This is a genomic window from Microbacterium sp. Cr-K20, assembly GCF_000708325.1.
Lineage (GTDB): Bacteria > Actinomycetota > Actinomycetes > Actinomycetales > Microbacteriaceae > Microbacterium.
Genome location: NZ_JARE01000047.1, coordinates 13366 through 27332, shown reverse-complemented (window position 1 = coordinate 27332; position 13967 = coordinate 13366). Strand labels below are relative to the sequence as shown.

Annotated in this window: 12 protein-coding genes; 3 read left to right on the top strand and 9 right to left on the bottom strand. The window is 67.9% G+C overall.

Annotated elements, in window-relative coordinates; all coding sequences use genetic code 11:
* Positions 1 to 5: 5 nt before the first annotated feature.
* The 4 genes from rbfA to nusA form a co-directional block, all read right to left on the bottom strand.
* The gene (gene rbfA, locus GZ67_RS0108240) at positions 6 to 431 is read right to left on the bottom strand and encodes a 30S ribosome-binding factor RbfA (RefSeq protein WP_029263667.1); all 426 of its coding nucleotides are present in this window, start codon (positions 429 to 431) and stop codon (positions 6 to 8) included.
* A gap of 94 nt (positions 432 to 525) precedes the next feature.
* A complete protein-coding gene (gene infB, locus GZ67_RS0108235; protein WP_029263668.1) occupies positions 526 to 3276 on the bottom strand; it encodes a translation initiation factor IF-2 in 2751 nt (916 codons plus the stop codon).
* A 94-nt stretch (positions 3277 to 3370) separates the two neighbouring features.
* Entirely contained in the window at positions 3371 to 3625 is a 255-nt protein-coding gene (locus GZ67_RS20380) for a YlxR family protein (protein WP_081859939.1), read from the bottom strand.
* Between the two features lie 62 nt (positions 3626 to 3687).
* Positions 3688 to 4671: a transcription termination factor NusA gene (gene nusA, locus GZ67_RS0108230; RefSeq protein WP_029263669.1), complete on the bottom strand. Its 984-nt coding sequence runs from the start codon at positions 4669 to 4671 to the stop codon at positions 3688 to 3690.
* 127 nt (positions 4672 to 4798) lie between these two features.
* On the opposite strand from nusA, the gene GZ67_RS0108225 reads away from it, so the two are divergent.
* Positions 4799 to 6154 carry a flavin monoamine oxidase family protein gene (locus tag GZ67_RS0108225; protein WP_029263670.1) on the top strand — a complete coding sequence of 452 codons (1356 nt, stop codon included), beginning with the start codon at positions 4799 to 4801 and terminating at the stop codon, positions 6152 to 6154.
* Here GZ67_RS0108225 and GZ67_RS0108220 read toward each other — a convergent pair.
* On the bottom strand, positions 6123 to 7163 hold the full coding sequence (locus GZ67_RS0108220) for a TIGR00730 family Rossman fold protein (protein WP_029263671.1): 1041 nt from the start codon (positions 7161 to 7163) through the stop codon (positions 6123 to 6125). The two genes, GZ67_RS0108225 and GZ67_RS0108220, sit on opposite strands and share 32 nt — an antisense overlap.
* Before the next feature lie 143 nt (positions 7164 to 7306).
* Between GZ67_RS0108220 and GZ67_RS0108215 the strand changes: the two genes are divergently transcribed.
* Positions 7307 to 7810, top strand: a complete 504-nt coding sequence (locus GZ67_RS0108215; RefSeq protein WP_029263672.1) for a pyridoxamine 5'-phosphate oxidase family protein — start codon at positions 7307 to 7309, stop codon at positions 7808 to 7810.
* Between the two features lie 18 nt (positions 7811 to 7828).
* Here the strand turns inward: GZ67_RS0108215 and GZ67_RS0108210 are convergent, their stop codons facing one another.
* The 3 genes from GZ67_RS0108210 to GZ67_RS0108200 are packed head-to-tail and all read right to left on the bottom strand — an operon-like array spanning position 7829 to position 11503.
* Entirely contained in the window at positions 7829 to 9586 is a 1758-nt protein-coding gene (locus GZ67_RS0108210) for a proline--tRNA ligase (protein WP_029263673.1), read from the bottom strand.
* 42 nt (positions 9587 to 9628) lie between these two features.
* Positions 9629 to 10399 (bottom strand): isocitrate lyase/PEP mutase family protein, encoded by a 771-nt coding sequence (locus tag GZ67_RS0108205; protein ID WP_029263674.1) that lies wholly within the window; start codon positions 10397 to 10399, stop codon positions 9629 to 9631.
* 48 nt (positions 10400 to 10447) lie between these two features.
* Positions 10448 to 11503, bottom strand: coding sequence for a zinc-dependent alcohol dehydrogenase family protein (locus GZ67_RS0108200; protein ID WP_029263675.1), 1056 nt, complete (start codon positions 11501 to 11503; stop codon positions 10448 to 10450).
* A gap of 108 nt (positions 11504 to 11611) precedes the next feature.
* On the opposite strand from GZ67_RS0108200, the gene GZ67_RS0108195 reads away from it, so the two are divergent.
* The gene (locus tag GZ67_RS0108195; protein ID WP_029263676.1) at positions 11612 to 13027 is read left to right on the top strand and encodes an RNB domain-containing ribonuclease; all 1416 of its coding nucleotides are present in this window, start codon (positions 11612 to 11614) and stop codon (positions 13025 to 13027) included.
* Positions 13028 to 13085: 58 nt separating this feature from the next.
* Here the strand turns inward: GZ67_RS0108195 and GZ67_RS0108190 are convergent, their stop codons facing one another.
* Positions 13086 to 13952: a hypothetical protein gene (locus GZ67_RS0108190; RefSeq protein ID WP_029263677.1), complete on the bottom strand. Its 867-nt coding sequence runs from the start codon at positions 13950 to 13952 to the stop codon at positions 13086 to 13088.
* Between the last annotated feature and the right edge of the window lie 15 nt (positions 13953 to 13967).

The following is a 13967-nucleotide window of genomic DNA, read 5'->3' as shown; positions in this document are numbered from 1 at the left end:
GGCGATCACTCCGGGTCGTCCTCCGTGCGGTACGGATCGGTGTCGCCGGCGTGGGATGCGGAGGACGCGAGTTTCGCGACGTCGGCATCGCGCTGCTGCGCCTCGCGGAGCAGCGCACCGATGTGGTCCGCGTTCTCCGGGAGGGCATCCGGGATGAACTCGAGCGTGGGCACGAGACGGGTGCTCAGCTGCCGCCCGACCTCGCTGCGCAGCATGCCGGTCGCCGAAGTGAGCGCGGCACCGCTGGAGATGCGCTCTTCTTCCGTGCCCAGCACCGTGTAGAACACCGATGCGTGCTGAAGGTCACCGGTCACACGGACGTCGGTGATGGTGACGAAGCCGAGGCGCGGATCGCGCAGCCCCTTCTCCAGCCGCTCGGCGAGGATCACGCGGATACGATCCGCGAGTCGGGCCTGTCGTTCGCCTGCCATTGTTCTCTCCCTGTCCAGGAACCCTCAGGGCGTCCTCCTCTCCGCGCTCCGGAGGAGCGGGAGCGAAGGACGCCCGAAGGTGTTTCGAAATTGATCAGCCGCGAGGCTTCTCGATGAGCTCGGTCGTCTCGATCTCGTCGCCGATCTGGATGTCGTTGTACTTTCCGAGACCGATACCGGCCTCGTAGTCGGTACGGACCTCGGTGACGTCATCCTTGAAGCGACGCAGCGACTCGATGGCGAGACCATCGGCCAGCACGACGCCGTCGCGGATGACACGAGCCTTGGCGTTTCGCGTGATCGTTCCCGATCGCACGATGACACCGGCGATGTTGCCGAACTTCGAGGAGCGGAACACCTCGCGGATCTCGGCGACACCCGACTGGACCTCTTCGTACTCCGGCTTGAGCATGCCCTTGAGCGAGCTCTCGATCTCGTCGATCGCGTTGTAGATGACGGAGTAGAAACGGATGTCCACGCCTTCACGGGCGGCGCGCTCGCGCGCCTTCGTGTCGGGGCGGACGTTGAAGCCCACGATGATCGCGTTGTCGATCGTCGCCAGGTTCACGTCGGACTCGGTGATCGCACCGACGCCGCGGTGGATGATGCGCAGCTGCACCGAGTCATCGACCTCGATCTTGAGGAGCGACTCCTCCAGCGCCTCGACGGCACCGGAGACGTCACCCTTGATGATGAGGTTGAGCGACTCGACCTTGCCGTCTTCGAGAGCACGGGTGAAGTCTTCGAGCGAGATGCGCTTGCGGGCCTTGGCCAGCTGGGCGTTGCGCTCGACTGCTTCACGCTTCTCCGCGATCTGACGGGCCATGCGGTCTTCCTCGGTGACGATGAAGACGTCACCGGCACGCGGCACGGAGTTCAGACCCTGCACCTGCACCGGACGCGACGGGTAGGCCTCGAGGACCTGCTCGCCGTTCTCGTCGGCCATGGCACGCACGCGACCGTAGGCCGTTCCGGCGACGATGGCGTCACCGATCCGGAGCGTTCCGGACTGGATCAGCACGGTGGCGACAGAACCGCGACCCTTGTCGAGCTTCGCCTCGATCGCGACACCGCGGGCACCCTTGTTCGGGTTGGCGGTCAGATCGAGACCTGCGTCGGCCGTGAGCAGCACGGCGTCCAGGAGCTCCTGGATACCCGTGTTGGCGCGAGCGGAGACGTCGACGAACATGACGTCGCCACCGAACTCCTCGGCGACCAGACCGTACTCGGTGAGCTGCTGACGCACCTTCGACGGGTTCGCGTCGGGCTTGTCCACCTTGTTCACCGCGACCACGATCGGCACGTTCGCCGCCTGAGCGTGGTTCAGCGCCTCGACCGTCTGCGGCATGATGCCGTCGTCGGCTGCGACCACGAGGATCGCGAGGTCGGTGACCTGCGCACCACGGGCACGCATGGCGGTGAACGCCTCGTGACCCGGGGTGTCGATGAACGTGATGGCCCGCTCGATGCCCTCGTGCTCGGTCCAGACCTGGTACGCACCGATGTGCTGGGTGATGCCACCGGCTTCACCCTCGATGACGTTCGTCTGACGGATAGCGTCGAGAAGTCGCGTCTTACCGTGGTCGACGTGACCCATGACGGTCACGACCGGAGGACGGATCTCGAGGTCGTCTTCGCTCTCCGCCTCCAGCTCGGCCTCGAGGTCGAGACCGAAGCCCTCGAGGAGCTCCTTGTCCTCGTCCTCGGGCGAGACCATCTGGATCTTGTAGCCGAGCTCGGCGCCCAGGACCTCGAACGTCGCCTCATCGAGGGACTCGGTGGCCGTGGCCATCTCGCCCAGGTTGAAGAGGATGGTGACGAGGGTTCCGGGCTGGACCGTGTAGCCGGTCAGCGTCTCGATCTTGTCGGCGAAGTCCGCGATGGATGCGCCGCGGCGCATGCGGATGACCTCTCCGTTGCCGCGGGTGACGTTGACGCCACCGACGACCGGAGCACTCCGCATCTCGAACTCTTGCCGCTTCGCCCGCCGCGACTTGCGCTGCTTGCTCTTGCCGCCACCCTTGCCGAAGGCACCTGCGGTACCACCGCCGGGACCACGGCCACGACCGCCACCGCCACCGGGACGACCGGCGAAACCGCCGCCACCGCCGGGACGTGCACCAGGACCACCGGCACCGCCGGGTCCACCGGCACCGCCGGGACGACCGGGGCCGCCGGGACGCTGCTGGAACGGAGCGCCGGGACGACCGCCACCACCGCTACGGGGCGCACCGGGACGAGGCGAACCGGGACGCGGAGCACCCGGACGGGGTGCACCGGGGCGCGGAGCCTGCGGACGCGGGATGTTGCCCGGCGTCGGGCGCTGACCCATGCCCTGGGCGGATGCGAAGGGGTTGTTACCCGGGCGGGGTCCGGCCGGGCGCTGCCCCATCCCCTGCGCGGAGGAGAACGGGTTGTTGCCGGGACGCGGAGCGCCAGGAGTCGGTGCACCGCCCTCTGCAGGCTTGGGTGCGTCCGCTGCCGCTGCTGCAGGTGCCTCTGCCACGGGGGCAGGCGCCGGTGCAGCGGGCGCGGGCGCCTCGGGGGCCGGAGCCTCCGGGGCAGGCTTGGGACCGGGCTTCGGGCCCGGGGTGGGTCCGGGCTTGGCGCCCGGCTTCGCTGCCGACTTGGCGGCAGCCGGCTTGGACGCGGGAGCAGCTTCAGCCGCACCCTTGAGCGACCCGTCGGCCTCGATCGCCGCGCGCAGCTTGCGCGCCACCGGCGGTTCGACGGTCGAAGAGGGGCTCTTCACGAACTCGCCGAGTTCTTTGAGCTTTGCAAGAGCGACCTTGCTGTCGACGCCGAGTTCGGCGGCGATCTCATGTACGCGTGGTTTACCAGCCACAATTCTCCTGTCTGAGTCGGTCCACCCAGACAGGGCAGACCACTAGTCGCGGACGGGTCTCATTTCGAGCCGTTCACTTTGTTTCCATAGCTGTTCAGCCTTTGTTTCTTGGTGGGTGCTGTTCGAAGGTCCGCGTGTCCAGCTCAGTGGACACGCGCAGTGCTCGTCCGAATGCGCGGCGCCGCAGAGCGGCATCCATGCATTCCCGAGTCGGATGGACCCACGCGCCGCGCCCCGGCAGGACAGCACGGTCATCGGGGATGAGGGTGTCGTTCTGGGCCACCACCCTGAGCAGGGCGGTGCGGGGAGCACGCGTGCGACAACCGACGCACGTTCGTACGGGTTCCATCTTACACCTGCGTTTCACCCCGCCTCGCCCGCACGCCGGGCGAGGCGGAAGGCCGAAGCCGGTCAGTCGAGGACGCTGTCCGGCTGAATGTCGATCTTCGCACCCGTGAGCTTGGCGGCCAGACGCGCGTTCTGACCCTCCTTGCCGATCGCGAGTGACAGTTGGTAGTCGGGCACCAGCGCGCGGACGGCTTTGGTGCTCGCGTCGAGCACGAAGGCGCTCGTGACCTTCGCCGGCGAGAGAGCGTGCGCCACGAACGTGGGCAGATCGGCGTCGTAGTCGACGATGTCGATCTTCTCCCCCGCGAGCTCCTCCGTCACGGCGCGCACGCGGCGTCCGAGCTCGCCGATGCAGGCGCCCTTCGCGTTGATCGACGGGTCGTTCGCCTTGACCGCGATCTTCGTGCGGTGCCCGGCCTCGCGAGCCAGGGCCACGATCTCGACGAGACCGGCGGCGATCTCCGGCACCTCGAGCGCGAAGAGCTTGCGGACGAGCCCCGGGTGGGTGCGGGACACCGTGATCTGCGGTCCCTTGAGACCCTTGGCGACGCTGGTGACGTACACGCGCAGGCGTGATCCGTGGGTGTACTCCTCGCCGGGCACCTGCTCCTCGGGGGGCAGGATCGCCTCGACGGCACCGAGGTCGACGTGGATCATGCGCGGGTTCGGACCCTGCTGGATCACGCCGGCGACGATGTCGCCCTCTTTGTCCTTGAAGTCTCCGAGCACCACGTCGTCCGCGATGTCACGCAGACGCTGGCTGATGACCTGCTTGGCGGCGAAGGCCGCGATGCGACCGAAGTCGTCGGGGGTCGCATCCTCTTCGCCGATGATGGCGTCTTCCTCGTCGCGGACGACCTGCAGGATCGCGACGTGCCCGGTCTTGCGGTCCAGGTGCACGCGGACGCCTTCGGGCGTCACACCGTCGTCGGAGACGTGCTTGGAGTAAGCGGTCAGGATCGCCTGCTCGATGATCGCGACGAGTTCGTCGAAGGGGATCGCCTTCTCCTTCTCGATCCCTCGCAGAAGACTCAGTTCGATGTCCATGACGGCCTCTCTATTCAGCTCTCGTCGCGCCTGTTCGCACGCGCGACATCCGTACCACGATACCCTGTGCCGACCGGCCCCTGCCACGACGGCAGCAGTTTTCCGCGCCGGAAGTCGAGGAGGACAGATGGGATCGTTCGACACCATCGTGATCGGTGCGGGGATGTCGGGTGTCACCGCCGCCCGGATGCTCGCCGATGCCGGGCGTCGGGTCGTGGTCCTCGAAGGACGCGATCGCATCGGTGGCCGGATGCACACCGACCGGGAAGCGAAGTTTCCCGTGGATCGCGGCGCCTCGTGGATCCATGGGATCGACGGTTCGCCGCTGTGGGATCTCGTCCAGGCGCTTCGGATTCCGACCATCGAGTACACGGTGGGCAGTTTCCAGGTCGGCGGGCGGCCCATCGAGAACTTCGACGGAGACGGAAGACCCATGGGCTCCGATGCCACCGCTCGATGGATCGACGACGTCGACGCGGTCGATCGCCTTCTCGTCGACGAGATCGCCGCCTCCTCCCCCGGCGACACATATCTGGATGTGACGGAGCGCGCGCTCGATCGTTCCGGCCTCTCCCCTGACCGCATCGACGACATCCGCGAGTTCTTCCGCCACCGGGTCGAGGAGCAGTGCGGCGCCTGGATCGGAGACCTCGACGCTCACGGCCTCGACGAGGACGCGATAGACGGCGATGAGGTGATCTTCCCGCACGGATACGACGAGGTTCCTCGACGCATCGGCGCGGGCCTCGACATCCGCTTCGAGACGACGGCGACGAAGATCGTCCGCTCCACCGGAGGGGTGACCGTCCATGCCGGCGACACGGCATTCACGGCGGATCAGGTCGTCGTGACGGTTCCGTTGGGCGCGCTCAAGGCAGGGTCGATCGAGTTCGAGCCGGCGCTGCCGGAGGCCGTGGCCGGTCCAGTCGCACGACTCGGGATGGGAGTGTTCAACAAGGTCTTCATCCAGTTCGATCAGAGGTTCTGGAACGAGGACAGCTATGTGCTGCGAGCGCTCGGCGAGGCCGGCGAACACTGGCATTCCTGGTACGACGTCTCCGCCGTCAGCGGCCTGCCCACCCTGCTGACCTTCGCCGCCGGACCGTTCGGACGGCGCATGCAGGAGCTCCCCGACGAGAACGTGGTCGCCGATGCCGTGCGCGCTCTCCGCGTGCTCTACGGAGACGCGGTCGGCGAGCCCCGGGCGCACTGGGTCACGCACTGGGGCGACGACGAGTTCTCGAACGGCTCATACTCGTACCTCGCCCTCGGGTCCACGCACCACGACCACGACGACCTGGCCGGCCCCGTCGACGGAGTCCTGCACCTCGCGGGCGAGGCCACCTGGGGTGACGAACCGGCGACCGTCGGGGCCGCCTACTACTCGGGGCGCCGAGCCGCGGAACGGGTGCTGGGCCGGACAGTCGACCTCGACGGGTTCGCGGCCCGCATCATCGAGCGGGAGCAGAAGGAAGCGCGTTGATCGCGCCGATCAGTCGGAACAGATTCCCGACCTGACGCTGATCGAGATGGAGGATCAGCCGCGGCAGCTCCAGCTGGTCGTCGTCGACGATCTCGGGTTGCCGTGGCGCGGTCCGCTCGATCCGTCCGGAGGAGAGCATCGGGGCGAACTGTTCGTTCAGCGCGTCGAGCTCTTCATCCGTCGGCTCGGCGCGCAGACGGAGCACGAGCGCGTCGCCGACCCAGCGCAGTGAGTCGTAGTTGTGCCAGAACCCGGTGATCTCCGCCCGAGCCGCCTCCACGGAATCGGTGATCACCACCCGATCGAAGTCGCCTTCCGAGATGACTCCGGTCGGTGCGAGGTGGTCGTCGATGAAGCTGCGAAGACCCTGCCAGAACGTCCCACCCGGCTGGTCCAGGAGCACGATCGGCGTCGGCTCCGCCTTGCCGGTCTGCTGCAGGGTGAGCAGCTCGAACATCTCGTCCAGGGTGCCGAATCCTCCGGGAAGGCAGATGAAGCCGAGCGATTCCTTGATGAGCATCAGCTTGCGAGTGAAGAAGTACTTCATCGCGACGACCTGATCGTTGTCGGTGAGGAGGCCCTGCGCCTTCTCCTCGAACGGCAGCCGGATCGACACGCCGAGCGAGAGTGCGGGACCGGCGCCTTCGGAGGCAGCTTGCATGATCCCGGGGCCTGCGCCCGTGACGACCATCCAGCCATCGCCAGCCAGCGCCGCGGCAACGTCGCGCGCGGTGAGGTACAGGGGATCGTCCTGCCTGGTGCGGGCGGATCCGAAGACCGTCACCTTGGGCACTCCGCGGAACGGGGCGAACAGGCGGAAGGCGTCGCGCATCTCGGCCAGTGCCGCCGAGGCGATCTTCAGATCGAGGCGGTCGGCGCCGTCCTCGCCGAGCAGGATCGCCGTGCGCAGCATCCGCATCACCAGCCGTCGGTCGGTGTGCACCCCGGCCTCGTCGAGGACGGCGTTGATCTCGGAGCTGAGGGCTTCGGGCAGTGGTTCGTCGATCATGACACCAGCGTGGCACGCGTCGCGGAGAGCGCGGTCCGCAACGCCGGGCATGGTGTGGACGTCAGAGGCACGGGCGAGAGCACTGCACGGCCGCGGTGTCAATGCCCGTGCCTCGCGCTGCCCCCGCACGGCACTCTGACGACATGACCGAGATCACAGGAACCGAAGCCCTCGCCCGCGTCGCAGACCTTGTGGAAGACATCGACATCGCGATGCTCACCACCACGGACGACGACGGCAACCTCGTGAGCCGCCCGATGTCGACCCGACAGATGGATGATGCGGGCAACATCTGGTTCTTCACAGCCGAGGACACCGAGAAGGTAGAGGAGGCTCAGCGACACCACGACGTGGGCCTGGCCTACTGCGATGCCAAGGGCATGCGGTACGTATCCGTCGCCGGCACAGCCGAGGTCGTCCGCGACCGGACCAAGATGGAGGAGCTCTACTCCACGTCGCTCGAGATCTGGTTCGCAGACGGACTGGAGACCCCGGGGATCACGCTCCTTAAGGTGACCCCGAAGGTGGTCGAGTTCTGGGAGCCGGCGAAGGGCAAGCTCGCGCTGGCTGCCGGCGCCCTGAAGTCGCTCGTCACCCGTGACACACCGGACGACGACATCATGAACCACGGCCACATCGTCTGCTGACGACGCGGACGAGGTCTGTCAGGAAGCGGAGAGACGCCCCACGACGTCTGCCACAGAGACCGTGTCGCGGTCGCCGGTGCGGCGATCCCACAGCTCGACCTGACCGTCGGCCGCCCCGCGTCCGACGATGACGATCTTCGGCACGCCGACGAGCTCGGCGTCGCCGAACTTCACGCCGGGCGAGACCTTCGGGCGGTCGTCGTAGAGCACGTCGTGCCCCGCGGCCTCGAGTTGAGCGGAAAGCCCCTCCGCCACCTCGAACGCGACCTGGTCGCGTCCGGCGGCGACCACCTGCACATCGAACGGCGCGACGGAAGCGGGCCAGATCAGGCCCTTCTCGTCGTTGTTGAGCTCGGCGATGATCGCGAGGATGCGGGTCACGCCGATGCCGTACGAGCCCATCGTGACGGTGACGAGCTTGCCGTTCTCGTTGAGGACCTTCAGCCCCAGGGCCTCGGCGTACTTGCGGCCGAGTTGGAAGACGTGACCGATCTCCATGCCCCGGGCGAGCTCGACCGGGCCGGAGCCGTCGGGGGCGGGATCGCCCGCACGCACGTTCGCGATCTCCACGATCCCGTCGGCGGCGAAGTCGCGACCGGCGACGACGGAGTGCGCATGCTTCTCATCGATGTTCGCGCCGGTGATCCAGCTGGTGCCCTCGCTGACGCGCGGGTCGACCAGATAGCGGATGCCGGTGGCCGACTCCTCGCCGAGCACGGCGCCGGTCGGCGACCAGGGACCGATGTATCCCTTCACCAGAAGCGGATTGTTCTCGAAGTCGTCCGCCGTGGCCGTCTCGACCGCGGCGGGCGCGAACGCCACCTCGGCGCGTTTCTCATCGACCTCGCGGTCGCCGGGGATGCCGACGATGACAAGCTCGCGAGTGCCGTCCAGGTGGGTCAGGGCGAGGACGACGTTCTTCAGCGTGTCGGCCGCCGTGAACTCCGCCTCGAGCTCGCGGTTGGCGTGCGCGACCAGCGTCTCGATCGTCGGCGTGTCCGGCGAGTCGAAGATCACCGGCGCCGCATCTTCGTCGAACGGGACGGCGTCGGGAACCGCGGTGGTGAAAGCCTCGACATTCGCCGCATATCCGCCGGCGCTGCGCACGAAGGTGTCTTCGCCGACCGGGGTCGGGTGCAGGAACTCTTCGCTGCGGGAACCGCCCATCGCACCGGCATCCGCCTGCACGATGACGTACTCGAGGCCGAGCCTCTGGAAGATGCGCTCGTAGGCATCCCGCTGCGCCTGATAGCTGACGTTCAGACCCTCATCCGACGAATCGAACGAGTACGCGTCCTTCATCGTGAACTCACGGCCGCGGAGCAGGCCGGCGCGAGGACGAGCCTCGTCGCGGTACTTGTCCTGGATCTGGTAGATCGTGAGCGGTAGATCCTTGTACGACGAGTACAGGTCCTTCACGAGCAGCGTGAAAGCCTCTTCATGGGTCGGAGCGAGGAGGTAGTCGCCGCCCTTGCGGTCCTGCAGGCGGAAGAGCAGATCGCCGTACTCGTCCCAGCGGCCGCTGGCCTCGTAGGCTTCCCGCGGCATGAGTGCGGGGAAATGGACCTCCTGCGCGCCCGCGGCGGCCATCTCGTCGCGGATGACCGTCTCGATCTTCGCCTTGACGCGAAGCCCCAGCGGCAGCCACGCGAAGATGCCGGCGGCCTGCGGGCGGATGTATCCGGCCCGGATCAGCAGCCGGTGACTGGCGACCTCTGCGCCTGCAGGGTCTTCGCGGAGCGTACGGAGGAAGAAGTTCGAAAGACGAGTGACCACGGAGCAAGTCTAGTGAGCCGTGACCACTCGTCTTCGACGCCGTCAGTTGAGCGCGGGCAGGTTCGCGGGCACGACGCCGCCGGCGTACAGGTCGGCCGCGAGCTCCTGGAGCGCGGTGAGCGCGACCCGCTGCGGAAGCGGACCGTAGGAGATCCGGGCGACACCGAGCTTCTCGTACTCCGACGCGGCGAGGGCGCCGGGGATGCCGATCACGCTGACCTTGCGCTCCCCTATGCCCTCGACGAGCTGACGGGTGACGTTCATGTCGAGGATGCCGGGGACGAACACGGCCGTCGCCCCGGCGTCGAGGTAGGCGCGCCCGCGCTGGATCGCGTCGGCGATGCTCTCCGGGACCGAGCGTGCACCGGCGCGGACGAAGGCATCCGTCCGCGCATTGAGCGCGAAGGGCACGCCCTCGGCCTCGGCCGCTTTGACGATCGCCGCGACGGCGGCGACGGATTCATCCAGCGGCTTGAGACGGTCTTCGACGTTCGCGCCCACGACGCCGGCCCCGATGGCGAGGCGCGTGGTCTCGCCCGCGTCGCCGTAGCCGTCGTCGAGGTCAGCCGTGACCGGGACCTGGACGGCGGCAGCGATCCGCCCCACCATGTCGATCATGATCTCGCGGGGGGTCGCGCCGTCGTCGTAACCGAACGATGCGGCGATGCCGTGCCCCGCGGTGGCGAGTGCCTTCGTCTCCGGGAGGGCGGCGACCGCCCGCGCGGACACGACATCCCACACGTTCACGACGCGGAGGATCTCCGGAGCGTCATAGAGTCCGACAAGGGTCTGGGCCTTGGATGCAGTCGTCATGATTACACGCTAACGCGGGACACGGACGGTCGGGCCGACTTCGATGCATCAGGCGTTGAGTACCACCTTGAGCGCCTTGGTCTCCGCCGCACGGCTGAACGCGTCGTACGCACTCTCGATGTCGTCGAGCGCGAAGAGGTGGCTGACGAAGCCGCTCGGATCGATGCGCTGCTCCGCGACGAGTTTCGTCAGCATCCGCGCGGTGTTCGCGTTGACGAGTCCTGTCGTGATCGTGAGGTTCTGAATCCACAGCCGGTCCAGCGGGAAGTCCACCGGCGCACCGTGAACGCCGACGTTGGCCACGTGGCCACCCGGCCGCACCATCTCGACCGCCATCCCCCACGTCCGGGGAATCCCCACCGCTTCGATGGCGACGTCGACTCCGAGTCCGTCGGTGAGCGCCATCACCTGTTCCCGCCAGTCGCTGTCCGAGGAGACCACCGCGTGCGTGGCGCCGAACTGCAGCGCGAGCTCCGCACGATTGGCGTCGAGATCGATCGCGATGACCTTGCTCGGCCCGTAGAGCTGGGCCGTCATGACCGCGGCGAGGCCGACCGGACCGGCACCGACGACGGCGACGACATCGCCTGCTTTGACCCCGCCGTACTGCACGCCGATCTCGTGTCCGGTCGGCAGGATGTCACTGAGGAGCACGGCCGTCTCGGGAGCGAGCCCTTCAGGGAGCCGGTGCAGAGACGTCTCGGCGAACGGCACTCTCACGAACTCCGCCTGAGTACCGTCGATGAGGTGCCCGAGGATCCAGCCGATCCCCGATGCGCCTTCGCTCGCAAGGCAGTGCGACTGCAGACCGGCGACGCAGAATTCGCACTTTCCGCAGGCACTGATGCAGGAGATGATCACGCGGTCGCCCACCGCCAGTCCGGTGACGGCGTCGCCGACCTCCGTGATGACACCCACTCCCTCATGCCCCAGGATGCGCCCGTCGGTGACGTCGGGAACGTCGCCCTTCAGGATGTGGAGATCGGTCCCGCAGATCGTCGTGCTCTCGATGCGGACGATCGCGTCGGTCCCCGCCAGGATCTTCGGATCCGGAACTTCCTCCCATGCCTTCTGACCGGGACCGCGGAAAACAAGTGCCTTCATGAGCTTCTCCTTCATCGAGGATTTCCTGGATCTTCTCCAGTAACATTTTACCATCTGAGGGGCAGTCGTGTCCGGGCTGATGGCCGGTACGCCGCCTAGTGTGGACCCATGCCGCAGCGCCGATCGCATGTGTCCCCGTCCGCCGCTCAGACCGAGCTCGCCACGGCCCTCGCCGTCCTGCGGGAAGCTGCCGAGGCATCGCTCGGATTTCCGCCCGCGGTGCTCGCCGAAGCGGATTCGGCCACCGCGCCTCAGCCGGCGCTGGATCTTCGGGACCTCTCGTTCGCGACTCTGGACCCGGAGGGCTCGCGCGATCTGGATCAGGCGTTCCAGCTGGAGCGCACCGCATCGGGCTACACCGTTCGATACGCGATCGCAGACGTTCCCGCGTTCGTCGTCCCCGACGGAGCAGTGGATGCCGAAGCTCGTCGTCGCGGGCAGACCCTGTATGCGGCGGATGGCAGAATCCCCTTGCATCCCCCCGTCCTCAGCGAGGATCGCGCATCACTCCTCGCCGGGGTCGACCGCCCGGCGTTGGTCTGGACCTTCTCTCTCGACCCCACGGGTGCGGTGACCGGGTTCCGGCTCGAACGCGCCCTGATCCGCTCTCGCGCGCAACTCGACTACGAGAGCACGCAGCGGTCGCTGGATCGGGGCGAAGACGGACCGGCGTCGCTGCTGCCCGAGATCGGCGCTCTTCGCATCGAGCAGGAGCGACTGCGGGGCGGGGCGAGCCTCAACCTCCCCGACGAGGAGGTCGTGCGCGCCCCGGATGGCACGTATGCGATCGAACGCCGCAGCCCCCTCCCCGTCGAGGAGTGGAACGCCCAGCTCTCACTCATGACCGGGATGGCGGCGGCGTCCCTCATGCTCGATGCCGGGATCGGAATCCTTCGCACGATGCCGGAACCGGATGCCGAGGCCTTCGACACCTTCCGGCACCAGACCGAGGCCCTCGGGCGGTCGTGGACGACGGGCACGTACGGCGAGTACCTTCGCGGGCTCGATCGCCGTGACCCGATCACTCTCCCGGTACTCGAAGCGGCGGCATCCCTGTTCCGGGGCGCCGGCTATCGAGTGTTCGACGGAGCCGTTCCGCAGGACGCCGTACAGGCGGCGATCGCGGCCCCCTACGCCCACGCCACCGCTCCCCTGCGCCGACTCGTCGACCGCTGGACGCTGACGATCTGCCTCGCGGTCTCGAACGGCGAACCGGTACCCGGCTGGGTGCGTGACTCGCTCGACGAGCTCCCCGCTCTCATGCAGGAGTCCAGCCAACGGGCATCCCGGTTGAACTCGGCCACGATCAACACCGTCGAGGCCGCGCTGCTCAGTCCGCTTGTCGGGACGACGATCGAGGCGACCGTGATCGCGCTGCGCGGCGAGCGTGCGACGATCCAGATCGCGGAACCGGCCGTCACGGCGACAGCACCCGTTCCCCCCGGGGCGAAGCCGGGCGACGTCGTGCGGCTTCGCGTCACCCGTGCGGACATCGCCGCGGGAGAGGTGGAGTTCGCTCTGTGACGCCGCCGCCGGGGCCGTGCGCCCGCGCTCCGGTGCGGATTGATCTCGTGCGCTGAGGTCAGACGGCAGGGGTCGCCGTCGTCGTCATCACGAGCAGCTGGGGGTCCGTCAGATCGAGCGACACCGAGATCGACGAGAACTCGGACAGCGACCCCACATGGGTGCCACCGCACAGGATCACGGCCTCACCTTCGGGGAGCTCGCAGTGCCAGCGACGGCGATCGACGATCGTCGGCCCCTCCGTCTCGACCCGGCTGGTGGCCCCTGCGGCGATCCACCCGGTGAGCTGAGCGTTGATCCGCTGCTCCCGGTCGGCGAGAGTCGCCGCGAAGGTCTCGGTGTCGAAGCCCGCACGGCGAAGGCTCTTGCCGAGACGGTATTCATCGACCGCGCCGTCCTCGTGGATGCGACTGGACTGATTGGCGCGCCCCTCGAAGTCCGGATTCCCGAGCGCGTCCGCACCCGGATCCTTCCGCCACAGGTCGGCGACAGCGAGATCCAGAGCAAGAGAGGCGAGATGGCAAGCCGTGTGGCCGCGGCTGAGTCCTTCACGCCGAGAGCCGTCGACGCTCAGCCGCACACGGGAGCCTTCGACCAGCCATGCGGGAGCCGCGCCGTCGATGCGGTGAGCGACGAGCCAGGTCCACCCCTCGGTACCGCGCTTGACGGGGATGTCGCTCCCGACGGCGAACTCGCTCTCGTCGGAGACCGCAGCCATCAGCGCCTCGACGACCGGAACCGTCTCATCTCCCGCGGCGATCGCGCCAGCATCACCCGGCTGGTCGGGCCAGGTGTGGTCGACCGGGTGGAACGGTGTCGCATCGACGACGACGACCGGCCCGTCGGGGCCGCTCTCCACCCGGGTGACCATGCCCTCCCCTGTGGTGGCGCCGCCGGCGAAGGACACGATGGTGGGCGTCGACATGGATCTCCTCTGCGG

Coding starts and splice junctions, on each gene's coding strand:
- GZ67_RS0108220 (WP_029263671.1), bottom strand. CDS start 7,163: ATGATCGACGAACCACTGCCCGAAGCCCTCAGCTCCGAGATCAACGCC.
- GZ67_RS0108205 (WP_029263674.1), bottom strand. CDS start 10,399: ATGACGACTGCATCCAAGGCCCAGACCCTTGTCGGACTCTATGACGCT.
- GZ67_RS0108195 (WP_029263676.1), top strand. CDS start 11,612: ATGCCGCAGCGCCGATCGCATGTGTCCCCGTCCGCCGCTCAGACCGAG.
- GZ67_RS0108215 (WP_029263672.1), top strand. CDS start 7,307: ATGACCGAGATCACAGGAACCGAAGCCCTCGCCCGCGTCGCAGACCTT.
- GZ67_RS20380 (WP_081859939.1), bottom strand. CDS start 3,625: ATGGAACCCGTACGAACGTGCGTCGGTTGTCGCACGCGTGCTCCCCGC.
- nusA (WP_029263669.1), bottom strand. CDS start 4,671: ATGGACATCGAACTGAGTCTTCTGCGAGGGATCGAGAAGGAGAAGGCG.
- GZ67_RS0108190 (WP_029263677.1), bottom strand. CDS start 13,952: ATGTCGACGCCCACCATCGTGTCCTTCGCCGGCGGCGCCACCACAGGG.
- rbfA (WP_029263667.1), bottom strand. CDS start 431: ATGGCAGGCGAACGACAGGCCCGACTCGCGGATCGTATCCGCGTGATC.
- GZ67_RS0108200 (WP_029263675.1), bottom strand. CDS start 11,503: ATGAAGGCACTTGTTTTCCGCGGTCCCGGTCAGAAGGCATGGGAGGAA.
- GZ67_RS0108225 (WP_029263670.1), top strand. CDS start 4,799: ATGGGATCGTTCGACACCATCGTGATCGGTGCGGGGATGTCGGGTGTC.